General features: G+C 72.0%; 16 protein-coding genes. 10 read left to right on the top strand and 6 right to left on the bottom strand.

Annotation, left to right across the window (positions count from 1 at the left end; genetic code table 11):
* Positions 1-50 precede the first annotated feature (50 nt).
* The 3 genes from CI089_RS15145 to CI089_RS15135 all read right to left on the bottom strand — a co-directional run bounded on the left by CI089_RS15145 (position 51) and on the right by CI089_RS15135 (position 2,041).
* Positions 51-269 (bottom strand): hypothetical protein, encoded by a 219-nt coding sequence (locus CI089_RS15145; RefSeq protein WP_094262252.1) that lies wholly within the window; start codon positions 267-269, stop codon positions 51-53.
* Positions 270-294: 25 nt separating this feature from the next.
* A complete protein-coding gene (locus CI089_RS15140) occupies positions 295-1,254 on the bottom strand; it encodes a DNA-3-methyladenine glycosylase family protein (RefSeq protein WP_094262531.1) in 960 nt (319 codons plus the stop codon).
* Between the two features lie 100 nt (positions 1,255-1,354).
* Positions 1,355-2,041 carry a winged helix-turn-helix domain-containing protein gene (locus CI089_RS15135; RefSeq protein WP_094262251.1) on the bottom strand — a complete coding sequence of 229 codons (687 nt, stop codon included), beginning with the start codon at positions 2,039-2,041 and terminating at the stop codon, positions 1,355-1,357.
* Between the two features lie 402 nt (positions 2,042-2,443).
* On the opposite strand from CI089_RS15135, the gene CI089_RS15130 reads away from it, so the two are divergent.
* From CI089_RS15130 to CI089_RS15095, 8 genes are all read left to right on the top strand, one after another.
* Positions 2,444-3,010 carry a toxin gene (locus tag CI089_RS15130; RefSeq protein ID WP_256978029.1) on the top strand — a complete coding sequence of 189 codons (567 nt, stop codon included), beginning with the start codon at positions 2,444-2,446 and terminating at the stop codon, positions 3,008-3,010.
* Complete coding sequence (locus CI089_RS15125) at positions 3,007-3,300, top strand: GNAT family N-acetyltransferase (RefSeq protein WP_094262249.1); 294 nt, start codon at positions 3,007-3,009, stop codon at positions 3,298-3,300. Before CI089_RS15130 ends, CI089_RS15125 begins: the two co-directional genes overlap by 4 nt.
* A gap of 114 nt (positions 3,301-3,414) precedes the next feature.
* On the top strand, positions 3,415-3,645 hold the full coding sequence (locus CI089_RS15120; RefSeq protein ID WP_256978028.1) for a hypothetical protein: 231 nt from the start codon (positions 3,415-3,417) through the stop codon (positions 3,643-3,645).
* On the top strand, positions 3,642-4,001 hold the full coding sequence (locus CI089_RS16665) for a hypothetical protein (RefSeq protein ID WP_256978027.1): 360 nt from the start codon (positions 3,642-3,644) through the stop codon (positions 3,999-4,001). Before CI089_RS15120 ends, CI089_RS16665 begins: the two co-directional genes overlap by 4 nt.
* Positions 4,002-4,080: 79 nt before the next feature.
* Positions 4,081-5,541 (top strand): MFS transporter, encoded by a 1,461-nt coding sequence (locus tag CI089_RS15110; protein ID WP_094262247.1) that lies wholly within the window; start codon positions 4,081-4,083, stop codon positions 5,539-5,541.
* Between the two features lie 62 nt (positions 5,542-5,603).
* A complete protein-coding gene (locus CI089_RS15105) occupies positions 5,604-6,752 on the top strand; it encodes an exonuclease SbcCD subunit D (protein WP_094262246.1) in 1,149 nt (382 codons plus the stop codon).
* On the top strand, positions 6,749-9,754 hold the full coding sequence (locus tag CI089_RS15100; RefSeq protein ID WP_094262245.1) for an AAA family ATPase: 3,006 nt from the start codon (positions 6,749-6,751) through the stop codon (positions 9,752-9,754). Before CI089_RS15105 ends, CI089_RS15100 begins: the two co-directional genes overlap by 4 nt.
* A 9-nt stretch (positions 9,755-9,763) precedes the next feature.
* Positions 9,764-9,946, top strand: coding sequence for a hypothetical protein (locus CI089_RS15095; RefSeq protein ID WP_094262244.1), 183 nt, complete (start codon positions 9,764-9,766; stop codon positions 9,944-9,946).
* Here CI089_RS15095 and CI089_RS16660 read toward each other — a convergent pair.
* Positions 9,934-10,494 carry a phosphorylase family protein gene (locus tag CI089_RS16660; protein ID WP_256978026.1) on the bottom strand — a complete coding sequence of 187 codons (561 nt, stop codon included), beginning with the start codon at positions 10,492-10,494 and terminating at the stop codon, positions 9,934-9,936. The two genes, CI089_RS15095 and CI089_RS16660, sit on opposite strands and share 13 nt — an antisense overlap.
* Positions 10,495-10,496: 2 nt before the next feature.
* On the bottom strand, positions 10,497-10,628 hold the full coding sequence (locus tag CI089_RS16655; RefSeq protein ID WP_023952243.1) for a hypothetical protein: 132 nt from the start codon (positions 10,626-10,628) through the stop codon (positions 10,497-10,499).
* A gap of 142 nt (positions 10,629-10,770) precedes the next feature.
* Here CI089_RS16655 and CI089_RS15085 point away from each other — a divergent pair, with 142 nt between their 5' ends.
* On the top strand, positions 10,771-11,352 hold the full coding sequence (locus tag CI089_RS15085; protein WP_094262243.1) for a hypothetical protein: 582 nt from the start codon (positions 10,771-10,773) through the stop codon (positions 11,350-11,352).
* Between the two features lie 25 nt (positions 11,353-11,377).
* Here CI089_RS15085 and CI089_RS15080 read toward each other — a convergent pair whose 3' ends face one another.
* Positions 11,378-13,447 carry an NAD(+) synthase gene (locus CI089_RS15080; protein WP_094262242.1) on the bottom strand — a complete coding sequence of 690 codons (2,070 nt, stop codon included), beginning with the start codon at positions 13,445-13,447 and terminating at the stop codon, positions 11,378-11,380.
* Positions 13,448-13,517: 70 nt separating this feature from the next.
* Between CI089_RS15080 and CI089_RS15075 the strand changes: the two genes are divergently transcribed.
* Positions 13,518-17,036: a TM0106 family RecB-like putative nuclease gene (locus CI089_RS15075; protein ID WP_094262241.1), complete on the top strand. Its 3,519-nt coding sequence runs from the start codon at positions 13,518-13,520 to the stop codon at positions 17,034-17,036.
* Positions 17,037-17,109 lie beyond the last annotated feature (73 nt).

Genomic DNA, 17,109 nt, shown 5'->3' with positions numbered 1-17,109 from the left:
GGCGTGTGGAAGGGGCGGGACGTGTCAGGTGAAGCGGCTCGCGCGGCGGATCAGAGCTGTGCGCCGTCGTCGTCGCGGTCGTAGACGCCCTCGTTGCGTCCGCGGCGCGACTCGTAGGCGATGAGCCATCCCACCGAGATCGCCGCGGCGAGCACGAGGCCGAGCCACACGTTGTTCATCACGAGGCCGAACACGAAGCCCAGCACGAAGACGAGGGCTGCGCCGAGCGCCCAGTAGGTGTGTCCGCGCTGCCATCCCCGATTCGCCATGCCTCGAGCCTACGACGCGGCGGCGTCAGCGGTCGCGATGGTCTTCGGGATGCAGCCGCGGGCCGCGGCGCGGTTCGAAGACGCCGCCCGCGTAGATGAGCCGGATGACGCGCTGCCGGTGGCCCCGCCACGGCTCGAGCAGTTCGAGCATCCCGTCGTCGTCGACGCGGTGGCCCGTCAGGGCGTAGCCCACGGTGTGGCACAGGTGGTAGTCGCCGACGCTGACGGCATCGGGATCGCCGAAGGCACGGATGCGGGTCTCGGCCGACGTCCACGGCCCGACGCCCGGGAGGGACGTCAGGATGTGCTCGCGCTCGTCGCCGTCGGAGGCCCCGGCGACCGCGCGCTCGATCGATGCGCGCCGCTGTGCCGCGCGCACGACGGTGCGCGACTGCGGCGGCTCGAGGCCGGCGCGATGCCACGCCCAGCTCGGAATGAGGTGCCAGTCGGCGGGCGGCGCGAACATCGGACGCGGTGTGGGCCCGGGGGCGCGCTCGCCGTACCAGGTGACGATGGCGCGCCAGGCGCCGAACGCCTGCAGGCCCGTCACCTTCTGCTCGAAGACGGCGCTCGCGAGGTCGTCGAAGACGAGGTCGGTCGCGCCGAGGCGGATGTCGGGATGCCGGTGGTGGATGTCGGCGATGAGCGGATGCCGCGTCCCGTCGAAACCCTCGGGATCGTCGTGACCGCCGCACAGCCGCGGCAGCTGCTCGATCGCCCACTGGGCGCCGGGACCCCACGCGGCTGCTCTCACGAGCGAGCGGCTCACCCGCAGGGCGAGCGTCGCGACGCCGTGCGGCGTGCGGCTGACGCGCCAGATCACCTCGCCCGACGTGGTCATCGTGGGATCGTGGGCCCCGTGCTGCTGGTGACGCACGGCGCGGGCGACGTCGATCGGCGCAGCCGGTCGGTACTCGGTCTCGATCGGGGGCGGCGACGCCGGCGCGGCAGCGCGCTCGCGGATCGCCGGTCGGCGACCCGGCATCGGCCCCGTCGTCACCGCGCTCATGCCGACACCCTACGTCGGAACCTCCGACATCCCGCCGTGAGCGACGCCGATCGGCGTCGGGGTGAGGCGGCGCGAGTCAGAAGCGGTCGGGCGACGGCGTGCCGTGGCCGTAGCGGATGACCACGTCGGCGTGGCGGTCGAACCGGTAGCCGACGCCGCGCACCGTGCGCACGATGTCCTCGTAGCGCCCGAGCTTGGCGCGCAGACGGCGGACGTGGACGTCGATCGTGCGCTCGCCCGGTGCCTCCTCGTCGGAACCGTTGTTCCACAGCGACTCGACGAGCTCGGAGCGCTCGATCGTGCGTCCCTCGCGGAGGACGAGGTACTGCAGCAGCTCGAACTCCTTGAAGGTGAAGGCCGCCGACTCGCCGTCGATGAAGACGCGCTTGCGCGAGATGTCGACGGTCACGCCGCCGGGGACGTGGTCCTCCGCCGGGACGTCCTGCTTCGTGCGGGCGACCGCGCTGGGCTCGTGCAGCGCGAGGCGGACGACGTCGACGTCGCGTCCGCCGGCGCCGACGGGTGCCAGGGCGACGGTCGCGTAGGTCTCGGCGTGGGGGGCGAGCTCGCCCAGCGTGCGGCGCAGCGCCTCGACGAGGGTCGAGAGCGAGACGCCGTCGGCGGCGGCCTTGGCCTCGTCGATGCCGACGTACAGGGCGAAGCCGCGGGGTGCGGTTGAGGCCGCGGCGGCCGGGGGAGGAGTCTCGACGGCGCGGAGGTGACGAGCGGGGGCGGCGGGGGCGAGAAGAGCGGTGTTCGACATGGGAGGTTCGTCCTCGGAACGTGAACCCGGGCTGTCAGCAGCCGGCGGCGGGTTCGGGTGTGCGTTGCGTGAGGCCCAGCGGGGGCCGGTGAGCGAGCATCCGGATGCGGCGTTGTGGGCCGTCCATCGGAACTCGGGGATCCGCGGCCGCGTTCAGAAGCGGCGGAGGATCAGGCGGGGTTCACCTGTCAGCGGCACATTCGGCAACACATGACAGCACGCTGCGACATCATCATGATGTCGGCAGTTCCGTTCGCCTCCCGGGCGGACAGAGTGCGTGCGATGTCAGTCATGGGGTTGATTATGACGATCCGTGTCCGGATGTGTCAAACACACCAGCGTCGGGCGTCGCTCGATGACGGAATGTGACAGATTGCTCAATCGTCGCTACCGTGCACGATCGTGGCTACGCGGATCCGGATCGTCGGCACCTCCGGCTCGGGGAAGAGCGTGCTCGCGGACCGCGTCTCGGCGCGGACCGGGGTGCCGCGGCTCGAGCTCGACGCCGTCTTCTGGGACGCCGACTGGCGGATGCGCGACCTCGACGAGGCCCGCGCCCGGGTCCGGGAGTTCGTGCGGCAGCATCCGGAGGGGTGGGTCGCGGACGGCAACTGGACGTCGCGTCTGGGCGACATGCTCGATCCGGGCTCGCCGGACGGCGCCGACACGGTCGTCTGGCTCGACCTGCCGCGCCGACGCGTGATGCGCCAGGTCATCGGGCGCACGCTGCGCCGTGTGGTGCGGCGGGAGGAGCTCTGGCACGGGAACCGGGAGCGTGCGCGCAACCTCTTCCGATGGCATCCCGAGCGGAACATCATCCGGTTCGCCTGGACCAACCATCCGGTCACGCGCGAGCGCATGCTCGGGCGCATCGCGGCGGGGGAGCGGATCGTGCGGCTGCGTGATCGCTCGGAGATCGAGGCCTGGCTGGCCTCGCTGCCGCCGGCCGGGCGTAGCGTGGGCCCATGAGCGAACTGACCTTCACGAACCAGAGGGATGCCTCGCGCTACGCGCTGCACCGGGGAGACGACCTCGTCAGCGTGCTCGACTACCGCGACGACGGGCGCACCGTGGCGCTCACTCGTGCTTACACGATTCCCACTTTCCGCGGCCACGGCTATGCGGCGGAGGTCGTCGAGCGCGCCGTGGCCGACATCGAGACTCTCGGCGACCGGACGATCATCCCGGTCTGCTGGTACGTCGCCGACTGGTTCGAGGCCCACCCCGAGCGCGCGGGCATCCTGAAGCCGCGCAGCTGACCGCCGCGTCGTGCCGATGCGGCCGGGATACGTCGCTCGGCGTACGCCTGTCAAGACGGTGCTCGTGAACGGATGCCGGGGCCAGACTGGGGCGATCGATCGAAGGAGACAGCCATGAACCGCGATCTTCCCGAGGGCGTCGTCGACCCCGACGGTGCCGGTGCCACCTCGCTCGCCGCGAGCGAAGCCGAAGACGACGCCGTCCGCGACGCGGACAGCCCCGCCGACGTCCCGATGCCCGACGGCGACAGCGCGGACGGATTCGTCGAGAGCGCCGAGATCCAGCAGGGCCTGGACCCCGACCTCGTCACCGACGAACAGGCAGACGAGGAGGAGCAGCGATGAGCGGTCAGGCCGACGAGATCGACTCGAGCGTCTCGGATTCCGCGACGCAGGACGCGCCCGAGACGGGTCGCGGCGGCACGCGGGCGACCGCCGCGGGCACCGGCGGCGACGTGACGCCTCCGAAGGAGGACACGCCGGTCTCGCCTCCGGGGGTGCAGGACGGCCCGGCGCTGTCTATGCACGACACGACCGAGCAGGAGCGCCTCGACGGGCTCGTCGCGCAGCTGCGCGCGGATCTTCCGGGTGAGAACCGGGCGACGGTCGAGCAGTACGTGCGCCAGCGCATCTCGCAGGTCGGCCTGAGCGTCGACGACGACGAGATCGCACGGATCGTCGACGACCTCGCCGTCGACTGAGGGACGACATCGCGAATGCCCCGGGCCGACAGCGCAAGGCCGCGCCCGGCACGTCCCGCCGGGCATAGCCTGACCCACGATGAGTGACACGGCGAGCATCCCGTTGTCGGCGCACCAGCGGTGGCGGGCCTTCTGGGTCTGCGTCGCGGTTGCGGCGCTGACGATCCTCGACCTGACCAAGGTCAACGTCGCGCTGCCTTCGATCGAGAAGGCCTTCGGCGCGGGCTCGACGGAGCTGCAGCTCATCGTGTCGGGCTACGTGCTCACCTTCGGGCTCACCCTCGTACCGGCCGGTCGCATCGGCGATCAGCGCTCGCGACGGGCGCTGTTCGTCATCGGGCTCTCGCTCTTCGCCGTGACGAGCGTCGTGTGCGCGCTCGCGCCCGACACGGACGTGCTCCTGGCCGCCCGGCTCGTGCAGGGCGTCGCCGCCGGAATCCAGATGCCCCAGGTCATCGGTCTCGCCCAGGAGATGTTCCAGGGGGCCGAGCGCGGGAAGGCCTTCGGGCTCTTCGGCGCCACGATCGGCATCTCGACGGCATTCGGCCCGACGCTCGGTGGCCTCATGATCGCGCTCGGCGGAGCCGAGGACGGATGGCGGTACATCTTCTGGATGAACGTCCCGCTGACCCTCGCCGTCCTCGCCGGGGTGATCTGGCTGCTTCCGAGGACCCGGGAATCGCGGCCGGCCCGGCTGCAGCTCGACCCGGTCGGCCTCCTGCTCTTCGCGCTCGTCGTGATCGCCTTCATGGCCCCGTTCCTCCTCACCACGGGCGCACAGGGCGATGACCCGCAGCGCTGGTGGTCGCTCGTGGCCTTCGGCGTCTTCGCCGCCCTGTTCGTGTGGTGGGAGCGGCGGTACGCGGCATCCGGCAAGCACCCCCTGATCCCGCTCGACCTCTTCGCGATCTCGTCGTATCGAAACGGCACGCTCATCCAGGCCGTGTACTTCATGGCGCTCCCCGCCATGTTCCTGCTCACGACGCTCTTCCTGCAGCTCGGGGTGGGCCTCGAGCCGGTGTTCGCGGGAATGGTGTCGATCGGGTACGCCATCGCCAGCGCCGGCGCCTCGTACGTCGGCGGCCGGATCGTGACGCGGGTCGGGCGCCCGCTGGTGGTCGGGGGACTGGTCATCATGCTCGCGGCGGTCGTCGCGCTCGCCCTCGTCGCATACTTCGTGCCGCCCGGGATCGTCGAGTTCGCGATGGCGGGCGTGCTGACGGTCGGCGGCTTCGGCGGCGGTCTCGTCATCTCGCCCAATCAGACCCTGACCCTCGCCGACATCCCCGTGAAGCAAGGCGGCCTGGCAGGCTCCGTTGGTCAGCTCGTGCAGCGCATCGGAACCGCCGTCGGAACGGCGGTCGCGCTGTCGCTGTTCTATTCCACGGTGTACCGCCTCGGTGGCGGTTCGACGCCGCGGATCGACGTCTATCACGACGCCTACGCCCTCGGGATGGTCTCGGTGGGCCTGTTCCTCGCGCTCGCCCTCGTGCTGGGCGTCGCCGATCTCACCTCCCGGCGGCGGGCGGCGCGAGCCTGAGTCTGGCGGCTTCCCCGCGGGGCACCACGGCGATGTCCGACCCTCCTCCTACCCTGGTCGGCATGCGGATCCTCCACACCTCCGACTGGCACATCGGGCGGACCTTCCACGGTCATTCGACGCTCGACGCGCTGCGGGGCGTGCTCGAGGAGCTCACCGCCCAGGTGCGCGAGCACGAGGTCGACGTCGTCGTCGTGGCGGGCGACGTGTTCGACTCGGCCGCGCCGGCGGCGGGCTGCTACGCCCTCCTCTCCGACACGCTGCGCGGTATCGCCGACACCGGCGCTCGCGTCATCGTCACGAGCGGAAACCACGATTCCGCCGCCCGCCTCGGGTTCCAGGCGGCGCTGCTGCGCGAGGGCATCCACGTCCTCACCGACCCGGCCGCCGTGGGCACTCCGATCACGATCGCGGATGCCGACGGGCCGGTGCACTTCTACGGCATCCCGTACCTCGAGCCGGCGCTGCTGCGACACCTGTGGCCCGAGGCCCGGTCGCAGGCCGCCGTGATCGATCGCGCGATGGGGCTCGTGCGCGACGACCTGGCGGTGCGCGGCGGCCGGTCGGTCGCCATCGCCCACTGCTTCGCCGCAGGGGTCGAGCCGACGCCGCACCTCGAGCGAGACATCCAGCAGGGTGGTCTCGACGTCGTGCCGCTGTCCGCGTTCTCGGGCGTCGACTACATGGCGCTGGGGCATATCCACGGACGTCAGCAGCTCGCTCCCGCCGTCCGGTACGCGGGCGCGCCGCTCCACTACAGCTTCGGCGAGGGCGACAAGCCCCGGGGCTCGTGGCTGGTCGAGCTCGACGCCGAGGGCTTCGCCGATGCGCGATGGCTCGAGCTGCCGGTCCCGCGTCGGGTGGTCACCCTCCGCGGTCCGCTGGCCGACGTTCTCGCCGATCCCGCGCACGAGCAGCATGCCGACGCGTGGGTCTGCGTCGAGTACACCGACACGCTGCCCGAACGCGATCCGATGCGTCGCCTGCAGGAACGCTTCCCGTTCTGCGCGAAGGTCGTGCACGCCCCGGCGGATGCCGCGCCGAGCGTCGCGCGCACCTACGTCGACCGCGTCCGCGCCGCGCGCAGCGACGCCGAGCTCGTCGAAGCGTTCCTCGTGCACGTCCGAGAGGGGGCCGGGGCCGACGAGCGCGAGCGCGAGCTGCTGGCCGACGTCCTCGACGAGCGGGTCCGCGTGGAGGCGATGGCGTGAAGCTCCATCGCCTGGAGCTGACCGGCTTCGGTCCGTTCCGCGAGAAGCAGACCGTCGACTTCGACGCCTTCGATCGCGACGGCGTCTTCCTCATCTCGGGCCGCACCGGCGCGGGCAAGTCGAGCATCCTCGACGGGGTGAGCTTCGCGCTCTACGGCTCGGTCCCGCGGTACGACAACGGCGAACGGCGCCTCCGCAGCGACCACAGCTTCCTGGGCGACCCCACCGAGGTCCGGCTGGAGTTCACCGTCGGCGGGCAGCGCTGGCGCGTGACCCGGGCGCCGGAGTACGAGCGGCCCGCGAAGCGCGGCGACAAGCTCACGACCGAGATCGCGCGCGCCGAGCTCGAGCAGCACGTCGACGGCGAATGGGTGGGGCGGGCTGCGAAACCCCGCGAGGTCGCCCTGCTGCTCGACGAGGTGCTGGGCCTGAACGCGCAGCAGTTCCAGCAGGTCATCCTGCTGGCGCAGAACAAGTTCTCGCGGTTCCTCCTCGCTCGCAACGACGAGCGGCAGCAGCTGCTGCGCACCCTGTTCGGCACCAAGCGCTTCGAGCAGTACAAGGACGACCTCGAGGAACGCCGGCGCACGGCGCAGCGCGAGCTCGACGCCGCCGGCGATCAGGTGCGTACGCTTCTCGAGCTCGCCGAAGCGGCGATGACGCAGCAGAGCAGCGCCATCGGCGACGACGGTGCGACGGACGAGCCGGCCCCGCTCGACCTCGCCGGTCGACGCGATGCCGTCGAGCGAGCACACCGTCGCGCCGATTATCGCGTGGAGCAGGCCGACGAGCTCCGCCAGCAGGCGGAGTCGCGGCAGGCCGCTCTCGTGGCGGCGCACGCCGAGCTCGTCGAACAGGCGCGGGTGCTCGACGACCTCGCCACGGCGCGGCGACGCCTGGACGACCTCGATGCGATCGCCGGCGAGGTGGCCGCGGGTGAACGCCGACTCGAGCGTGCACGTGCCGCCGAAGCGCTCCGCGCGACGCTGGAGCAGGCCGACCGGTCCGACGAAGCGGCGGGCGAGGCCCGCGTCGCGGCGGAGCGCGCCGAGAGGCGCTGGACGGCGGCCGGCGGAAGCGTCGACGACGACATCGCCGCTCTCGTCGAGACCCTCACGGGCGACATCGCGCGCTGGACGGACGCGCTCGCGCGCGAGCACGAGCTGACGGATGCCCTCGATGCGCGAGACGCGACCGCGGCAGAGATCGCCCTTCTCGAGGAGCAGGCGACGCTGCTCGAGGAGCAGCACGCGCTCCTGCCCGCGGAGCGCGAACGACTCGCGACCGAGCTCGCAGCGGCGACCCTTGCGGCGGCGCGCGGCGACGAGCAGCGTGCCCGGGTGGCCGAGCTCGCCGCTCAGGCCGAGGCGGCCGGTGAGGCCGAACGGCTCGCGGATGAGCTCGGCGAGGCCGAGGAAGCCTATCTGCGTGCGAGCGGCGCCGCGGAGGCAGCGGCCGCCGCCGTCACCGACCTGCTGCGGCGACGGGTGGCCGGGCGGGCGGGAGAGCTCGCCGCCGAGCTGACCGATGGCGCGGCCTGCCCGGTCTGCGGGGCGCTCGAGCACCCGCATCCCGCGCCCCCGGCGGACGACGGTGTGACGGACGACGATCTGGCCGACGCCGAGTCGGCGCGGGATGCTGCCGCAGCCGAGGCCCGCGGTGCGGGGGAGCGCGCCGCCCTGCTTCGCGCAGACCATGCCGCTGCGACGGCGCGCGCGGGCGGACGCGGGCGCGATGAGCTCGCGGGCCTGCTCGCTCAGGCGCGGGACGAGCTGGCATCCGCCGAACGCGCCGCCGAGCGTGTCACCGCTCTCACCGAGAAGCGCGACGTGCTCGACCGTCTCGACGCGGAGGCGACCGAGGAGCGCACGCGCCTCGCGACCGCCCTGGCCGATGCACGCGAGCGCTCCGCCGTGGCCACCACGACGCTCACCCGACTGGAGAGAGACGTGGCCGACGCGCGGGGTCCGTTCGCGACGGTCGCTGAGCGCATCGCGGCGGCGACCGAGCAGCGTGACCTCGCGCGCGGGGTGCTCGAGGGGCGGCGGGCGCTCGCTCACAGCGAGGCGACCGCGGCCGATGCGGCGAACGACCGCGCGCAGCGGATCGAGGCATCGGTGTTCGCCGACGTCGGTGAGGTGCGCGCGGCGCTGCTTCCCGAGTCCGAGCGGACCGCCCTCACGCGGCGCGTGGCCGAACACGCCGCGGACGTCGCGGCCACGCGCGCCCGCCTGCTCGAACTCGAGCTCGCTGCCGCGGGGCTTCCCGACGAGCGGCCCGATCTCGAGGCCGCTGCGGAGGCGGTCGCCGCCGGAGACCGCGCCCGCAGCGCGGCGATCGCTGCGCACCGCGATGCCGTCAACGCCGCCGACACGATGCGTGATCTCCTCCTTCGCATCGACGACGCGTTCGTCGCGGTGGCCGGTCTCGCCGAGCGGACGGCGACGGTGACCCGCCTCGCCGACACCGTCGCCGGCCGTGCGCCCAACACCCGGAAGATGGATCTCGAGACCTTCGTGCTCGCGGCCGAGCTCGAAGAGATCGTCGCCGCCGCCAACCTGCGCCTGCGCGACATGTCGTCAGGGCGGTACACCCTCCATCACAGCGACGCGCTGCAGGCCCGTGGCGCAGCATCCGGACTCGGGCTCGAGGTGCTCGACGCGCACACCGGCCGTCTGCGTTCGCCGCAATCGCTGTCGGGAGGAGAGACCTTCCTCGCCTCCCTCGCCCTCGCGCTCGGTCTCGCCGAGGTCGTCACCGGTCGCGCCGGCGGCATCCGTCTCGACACGCTCTTCGTCGACGAGGGCTTCGGGTCGCTCGATCCCGAGACCCTCGAGCTCGCGATGCGCACTCTCGACGAGCTGCGCGCGGGCGGCCGGACCGTCGGCGTCATCAGTCACGTCGAGGGCATGAAGGAGCAGCTCGCCGCGCAGATCGTCGTCGAGGCGACGCGCGAGGGCCCGAGCATCATCCGGCAGGAGGCGCTCAGCGAGCGCGACTAGGCTGGCGTCGTGAGGACTTTCTGGACCGTCGTCGGAGTGATCGCCGCGATCCTCGTCGCGTGGGTGATCGTCGACATCGTGCTGCGCCTGGCCGTGTTCGCGGTCAAGCTCGGGCTCGTCGCGGTCGTCGCCCTCGTCGTGTTCCTGCTGCTGCGCCGGCTGTTCGCGCGCAGCGGCGATCAGACGCCGTAGTCGGCGCGGATCCGCTCGTACAGGGCGCGGCTGCACGCGGCGACGGCTTCGTCCCACCCGGTCGTCGCGCCGTCCTGGGCATCATCCGACACCGCTTTGAGCACGCGGATGGGGATGCCGAAGCGCTGCGCGACCCAGATGTAGACGTAGGTCTCCATGTCGACCAGCTGGGCTCCCAGCGACTGGATGAGGGCGACCGCCTCGGCGTCGTCGACGAAGACGTCACCCGTCGCGATGCGCACCCCGGTGCCGCCGGCCTCGACGCGCTCGGGCATCGAGAGGTGCCGGCCGCGAACCCCGGCCAGGTCGAACACGTCGTGCTGGACGGCGTCGCCGACTTCGTAGATGCCGGGCCCGAGAGCACCGGCCACCGCTCCCGCCGTCCCGACGACGACGATCTCGTCGTACGCGGTGCGGTCGAGTGCGCGGGTCAGTTCATGCGCGGCGAGCAGCTTGCCCGGTCCCGTGAGCAGGATGTCGAACCCCGGGATGTCGGCGGGGAACCCGATCAGCTCATCGCGGTGGGCGACGACCAAGAGCCGTCGCACGGTCAGGCACCGCCCCGAGCGAGGATGCCGAGGATGCCGGAGATCAGCAGGTAGGCGCCGATGCCGCCCACCACGACCCAGATCGCGATGCGGGCGGAGGACGGCCGCTTGTCGTCGCCGTTGTCGAGGCTCATCCCGCCAGCCTAGGCGAGGTCTCGTCGACGAATGCCCGGGCGGGCCGGGAACCGGATTGACCCGGTCGTGCGCCCTGGTGCCCTCGCGCCTGATCGTTAGACTCGAGCTGAGGTCAGACCATCCAGAGGCGGGAGCGACGGCATGAAGACGGTACTTCTCGATACGCCCGCGGGCATCACCGCGCGGCTCGGGTGGGATCCCGCCATCACGGTCCATCACCGGCGGCGGATGATCGCGCGCGAGCTCGTCGCCCAGGCTCTCGGGTGCGACGAGAAGGACGTGCGCATCGAACGCGAGGCGCCCCGCGGCTTCGGCTATCACACGCGCCTCATCGCCTCACGCGACGGCGTCGAGGTGCCGCTGGCGATCACGACGGCGAGCTTCCGCGCGGCGACGGTCGTCGCGGTCAGCGACCCGGGACTGCCGGTGGGCATCGACATCCGCGACGCGCATCCCGAACCCGCCGACCTGGCCCGGATGCGCAAGCACTCGCGGCTCTTCGCCGGCGCCGACACCCTCGACCTCGTCGACCACTGGGTTCACGTGCAGGCGGTGCTCGAGGCCGACGGCCGCGGCGTCCGTGTCGCACCGGAACAGGTCCGGCTCGACCCGGGCCGCCACCGCGGCTGGATCCCGGATCGCAAGATGAAGTACACCCTCGTCGACATCTCGCGCGACGGGTGGCTCATCACGCTGGCCTACGGAACCCTGCCGACGGCCTGATCCGCGCCTCCCCGGTCGGCCCGGGTCAGTCGACGAGGTCGGGCAGTGCCCGCCGGAGCTCGGCGAGCCACGCCTCGGGGTTGCCGTCCGACGGTGCACGCCAGTCGCCCCGCGGCGACAGCGACCCCGCCGCGGCGACCTTGGGCCCGTTGGGGATCGCGCTGCGCTTGAACTGCGCGAAGCCGAAGAACCGCTTGATGAACACCTGCAGCCAGTGCGTGATCTCGGCGAGGTCGTACGCGTAGCGACTGTCGCGCGGGAAGCCGACCGGCCAGTCGCCGGCATCCGCATCCGACCACGCGTGCTGGGCGAGGAAGGCGATCTTCGACGGACGGAACCCGTAGCGCAGGACGTGGTGCAGCGCGAAGTCGTGGAGGGCGTAGGGCCCGATCGTCGACTCCGTGGACTGCACCTTGCCGTCTTCGCCCGCGGGCACGAGCTCGGGACTGATCTCGGTGTCGAGAACCGACTGCAGCACCGCCACGGCCTCGTCGGTCAGGTCGGTTCCCGTGCCCTCCCGGTGCGCGATCACCCAGCGGATGAGGTGCTGCATGAGCGTCTTGGGCACACCGACGTTCACGGCGTAGTGGCTCATGTGGTCGCCGACGCCGTACGTGGCCCAGCCGAGCGCGAGCTCCGAGAGATCGGAGGTGCCGATGACGATGCCGTTCAGGCGGTTGGCGAGCCGGAACAGGAAGTCGGTGCGGACACCGGCCTGGACGTTCTCGAACGTCACGTCGTAGACGGGCTCGCCGGAAGCGTAGGGGTGTCCGATGCCGCGCAGGAGCTCGTTCGCCGCGGGACGGATGTCGATCGTCTCGATCGTCGCGCCGATCGCCTCGGCAAGGGCGACGGCATTGGACTTCGTGTGGTCGCTCGTGGCGAATCCGGGCATCGTGTACGCGAGGATGTCGCTGCGCGGGCGACCCATGCGATCCATCGCGCGGGCGACGACGAGCAGGGCGTGAGTGGAGTCGAGCCCGCCGGACACGCCGATCACGGGGCGGGGACCGCCGATGGCCCGCATCCGCTGCTCGAGTCCGGAGACCTGGATGTTGAACGCCTCGTAGCAGTCCTGGTCGAGGCGGGCGGGGTCGTCCGGGACGAAGGGGAAGCGGTCGAGTGTGCGCCGCAGCCCGATGTCCGCGGCGGGCGGGTGCAGGAACGTCTCGACGGTGAGGAAGTCGGTTCCCGTCGTGCGGCGGTTGTCGTCGAAGGTGCCCTGTCGGTACCGGTCCTGCCGCACCCGGTCGAGGTCGACGTCAGCCACGCTGCGGCGCGGACCGTCGGGGAAGCGCTCGGTCTCGGCCAGGAGCGAGCCGCCCTCGTAGATCATGGTCTGGCCGTCCCACGAGACGTCGTTGGTCGATTCGCCGAGGCCTGCCGCGGCGTAGGCGTACACGGCGAGGCACCGCAGCGATTGCGACTGCACGAGCGTGCGGCGGTCGTCGGCCCGGCCGATCGTGATGGGAGAGCCCGACAGGTTCACGAGCACCGTCGCTCCCGCGAGAGCCGCGCGGGACGAGGGCGGCACCGGAACCCACATGTCCTCGCACACCTCGGCATGCAGGACGAGGCCGGGGACGTCGCGGATGTCGAAGAGGAGGTTCGTCCCGAACACGGTCTCGTGCGAGCCGATGCGGATGCTCTCGCCGTCCCACTCCTCGCCGGCGGCGTACCAGCGGCGCTCGTAGAACTCGCGGTAGGTGGGCAGGTGGGCCTTGGGGGCGACGCCGAGGATCTCGCCGCGGTGAATGACGACGGCGCAGTTGTACAGGCGGCTGCGGTGGCGGAGCGGGGCACCGACCACCAGCACCGGCATCAGGTCGACGGATGCCGCGACGATGCGCTCGATCGCCGCGTCGACGGCATCCAGCACGGCGTCCTGCAGGACGAGGTCGTCGATCGCGTAGCCGGTGAGGCACAGCTCGGGGAACACCGCGACCGCGACGGAGTCGGCGTCGCACGCCTGCGCCTCGGCGAGCACGGCCTCGGCGTTGGCGGCGGGATCGGCGATGGCCACCGGGATGGTGCAGGCGGCGATCCGCGCGAAGCCGTGGGCGTACGCGCTGGCGAAGGGGAGCGACTCGTTCACCCTCCTCAGTCTGGCACCGGCGCCGGCGGTGTCGCACCCCGCGGTTAGGGTCATTGAACGGAAGGGGATCATGCGATACATCGAGGACGAAGGCCGGATCGTCTGGAGCGCGAGCGACCTCAAGGCCGCGGCCGAGTGCGAGTTCGCCTGGCTGCGCGCGATCGACGCCAAGCTCGGACGCGTCGCCGCCGTCGACGAGCCCGACGACCCGACGCTCGAGCGGGCCGGCCGTCTGGGCGACCGGCACGAAGAACGTCAGCTCGCCGCGTACCGCGCCGAATTCGGTGATCGTGTGGCCGAGATCCCCGAGACGCGATCATCGGATGCCGCGGGCCTGGCGCGGGCCGTCGCGCTCACGCGCGAGGCTCTCGCATCGGACGCGCGGGTGATCTACCAGGCCGCGTTCGCCGACACCGACTTCGTCGGGTTCGCCGACTTCCTGCTGCGCGACGACGACGACCGGTGGGTCGTGCAAGACACCAAGCTCGCGCGTCACGCCCGCGTCACCGCGCTGATGCAGCTCGAGGCGTATGCCGTCCAGCTCGACCGCGAGGGCGCGCGCGTGGCCGACCAGGTCGAGCTGCTGCTCGGCGACGGCACGGTGTCACGGCACGCCCGGGCCGACATCGCGCCGGTGTTCGTCCTGCGCCGCGAGCGCCTGCGCTCGCTCATCGCCGACCGTGACGTCGCTGCGGGGGCCGAGGGTCGGCCGATCGCGTGGGGAGACGACCGCGGCGACCTTCGGGTCGCGGCCTGCGGACGGTGCGCGACCTGCGATCTCGAGGTCGTGGCCGCGCGCGACCTGCTGCTCGTCGCCGGGATGCGGCCGATCCAGCGCGAGCGGCTGCGGGCCGCCGGCATCACCACCATCGACGAGCTCGCGGCGGCACGCGAGACGCCGGCCCGGATGTCGTGGGACACGTTCACCGGGCTCCGCACCCAGGCGCGGCTGCAGCTCGACAGCCCGGCGGGCGGCGTCACGACCGCGCCCGACGGCGAGACCGAGACCGCCCCGAGCGCGGCGCCCCTGCCGACCTACGAGGTCGTCTTCCCGCAGGCCCTCGGCGCGCTTCCCCGGCCCGATCTCGGCGACCTGTTCTTCGACTTCGAGGGCGACCCGCTCTACACCGAGGGCGCGGGCCGCCACTGGGGCATCGACTACCTGTTCGGGTGGGTCGATCTGCGCGAGCAGTACTCCGCGCTGTGGGCTCACACGTTCGACGAGGAGAAGGCGGCGTTCCAGACCTTCCTCGAGTTCGTCGCCGTGCGGCGCGCCGCCCATCCCGCGATGCACATCTACCACTACGCGCCGTACGAGCCGACGCATCTCCTCGCGATGGCCGCGCGCTACGGCGTCGGCGAAGCGGAGGTCGACCGGCTGCTGCGCGACGGTGTCTTCGTCGACCTGTATCCGATCGTCCGCCGGGCGCTTCGCGTGGGCTCGCGCTCGTACTCGATCAAGAAGCTCGAACCCCTCTACATGGGCGCCGAGGTCCGGACGAGCGATGTCCAGAAGGGCGACGACTCGATCGTCCGGTACGTCGAGGCGCGGGCGCTCGCCGAGGCGGGTGACACCGACGGTGCCGCCGCGATCCTCGCCGACCTCGCCGACTACAACCGCTACGACTGCGTGTCGACGCGTCGACTGCGCGACTGGCTCGTCGACCGCGCGCGCGAGGCGCAGCTCCGCCCGTCTGCCGACGTCGAGCCCGAAGAGCGCGCCTACGAGCCGTCGCCGCGGGCGACGGCTCTCTCACGGCTCGCGGATGCCGCTGCCACCGACGATCCTGCCGGCGCCGAGGCTCCGGCCGCCGTTGCGCTCCGGCTCGGGGCGGCGGCGATCGACTACTACCCGCGCGAGGCGAAGTCGTTCTGGGCCACGCACTTCCTTCGCCTGCGCGAACCGCTCTCGATGTGGGAGGACACCCGCGACGTCGTCGCCGTCGCGGCGGAGCGCAGCCGGGTGCTCGAAGACTGGCATCGCCCCGAGGGTGCCCGGACCGACCGGCGCATCCTCGAGCTCCGCGGCGAGGTCGCGCCGGGCACGCGGCTGAGCGTCGATTCGTCGCCCTTCGCGATCTACGAGTCGCCCGCGCCGTTCCCGACCGAACCGCGGCCCCGCTTCATCCACGCCGACCGGCGCGTCCGGGTGGTCGAGGTGCTCGATGACGGCGCGATCGTCGAGGAGCTCGCCGCGGGGGCGTACATGTGGTCCGAGCTGCCGATCGCGCTGACCCCCGCGGCCCCGCCTCCCGCGGGCAGCCAGCAGGCGGCGATCGATGCGTGGGCCGACGGGGTGATCGCCGCGACGCCCGACCTGCCCACCGATCCCGCGACCGATCTGCTGCTGCGCCGGCCGCCGCGAACGCTCTCCGGCGGGTTGCCCGGCGACGGATCCGACCCCGTCGCCGATATCTCGCGCGCCATCCTCGACCTCGACCGCAGCTATCTCGCCGTTCAAGGCCCTCCCGGAACGGGCAAGACCTATGTGGGGTCGCACGTCGTGGCGCGTCTGGTCGGCGAACGCGGATACCGCGTCGGAGTCGTCGCGCAGTCGCACGCCGTCGTCGAGAACATGCTCGACCGCATCGCGGCGGCGGGCGTGCCTCGCGAGAAGATCGCCAAGGCGGTGAAGGGCGAGCCGACCGGTGACGAGGCCTTCACCGTCATCCCGAAGAACGGCGTCGCCGAATTCACCGCGACACGTCCCGACGGCTATGTGGTGGGCGGTACAGCATGGGATCTCACCCACGCGGGCCGCATCCCGCGCGGCAGCCTCGATCTGCTCGTCATCGATGAGGCGGGTCAGTTCTCCCTCGCCTCGACGATCGCGGTGTCGGTCGCGGCATCCCGGCTCCTCCTGCTTGGCGATCCCCAGCAGCTGCCGCAGGTCAGCCAGGGCACGCACCCCGAGCCGGTCGATACGTCCGCTCTCGGCTGGATCATGGACGGCGCTCACGTCATTCCCGCCGACCGCGGGTTCTTCCTGGCCGAGACCCGGCGAATGCGGCCGGAGGTCGCCGAGCCGGTCTCCGTGCTGGCCTATGACGGACGTCTCGCCGCGCACGTCTCGACCGCGGACCGGATGCTCGCGGGTGTGACTCCGGGCGTCGTGCCGTTGCCCGTCGCACACCGGCGCAATGCCACCGCCTCGCCCGAGGAAGCCGAGGTCGTCGTGCGCCTGGTCGCCGATCTCCTCGGCCGCGCGTGGCTGCCCGATCCGGCGCTCGCACCGCGTCCGCTCGGGCAGCGCGACATCATCGTGGTCACGCCGTACAACGCACAGCAGGTGCTCGTCGAGGAGGCGCTCGCCGCCGCGGGCTACACCGAGGTGCCGGTCGGAACGGTCGACCGCTTCCAGGGGCAGGAGGCGGCGGTGGCGATCGTGTCGCTCGCGGCATCCTCGGGTCGCGACGCACCGCGGGGACTGGAGTTCCTGCTGCTGCAGAACCGCCTCAACGTCGCCGTCTCACGCGCGCAGCACACGGCGTACATCGTCTACGGCACCGGCATCCTCGATGATCTGCCGCGCACGCCCGAGGGGGTGGCGCGGATGAGTGCGTTCGCTCGCCTCGTCGGAGCGGTCTGAAACGCGCGGCTCGCGCTTATCGGGCGCACTTTCCACCGACAGGCGCAGCTTGAACCGCGCCTCATCCGCGAAA

The organism is Microbacterium sp. Yaish 1 (assembly GCF_002245215.1).
GTDB lineage: Bacteria > Actinomycetota > Actinomycetes > Actinomycetales > Microbacteriaceae > Microbacterium.
The sequence above is the reverse complement of the archived record's forward strand: the minus strand, read 5'-3'. Positions and strand labels throughout refer to the sequence as shown.

Bases quoted from the DNA above. Each gene is read 5' to 3' on its own strand.
- CI089_RS15085 (WP_094262243.1), top strand. From the start codon at position 10,771: ATGAAGACGGTACTTCTCGATACGCCCGCGGGCATCACCGCGCGGCTC.
- CI089_RS15075 (WP_094262241.1), top strand. From the start codon at position 13,518: ATGCGATACATCGAGGACGAAGGCCGGATCGTCTGGAGCGCGAGCGAC.
- CI089_RS15145 (WP_094262252.1), bottom strand. From the start codon at position 269: ATGGCGAATCGGGGATGGCAGCGCGGACACACCTACTGGGCGCTCGGC.
- CI089_RS15125 (WP_094262249.1), top strand. From the start codon at position 3,007: ATGAGCGAACTGACCTTCACGAACCAGAGGGATGCCTCGCGCTACGCG.
- CI089_RS15135 (WP_094262251.1), bottom strand. From the start codon at position 2,041: ATGTCGAACACCGCTCTTCTCGCCCCCGCCGCCCCCGCTCGTCACCTC.
- CI089_RS16655 (WP_023952243.1), bottom strand. From the start codon at position 10,628: ATGAGCCTCGACAACGGCGACGACAAGCGGCCGTCCTCCGCCCGCATC.
- CI089_RS15105 (WP_094262246.1), top strand. From the start codon at position 5,604: ATGCGGATCCTCCACACCTCCGACTGGCACATCGGGCGGACCTTCCAC.
- CI089_RS15140 (WP_094262531.1), bottom strand. From the start codon at position 1,254: ATGCCGGGTCGCCGACCGGCGATCCGCGAGCGCGCTGCCGCGCCGGCG.
- CI089_RS15120 (WP_256978028.1), top strand. From the start codon at position 3,415: ATGAACCGCGATCTTCCCGAGGGCGTCGTCGACCCCGACGGTGCCGGT.
- CI089_RS15110 (WP_094262247.1), top strand. From the start codon at position 4,081: ATGAGTGACACGGCGAGCATCCCGTTGTCGGCGCACCAGCGGTGGCGG.
- CI089_RS16665 (WP_256978027.1), top strand. From the start codon at position 3,642: ATGAGCGGTCAGGCCGACGAGATCGACTCGAGCGTCTCGGATTCCGCG.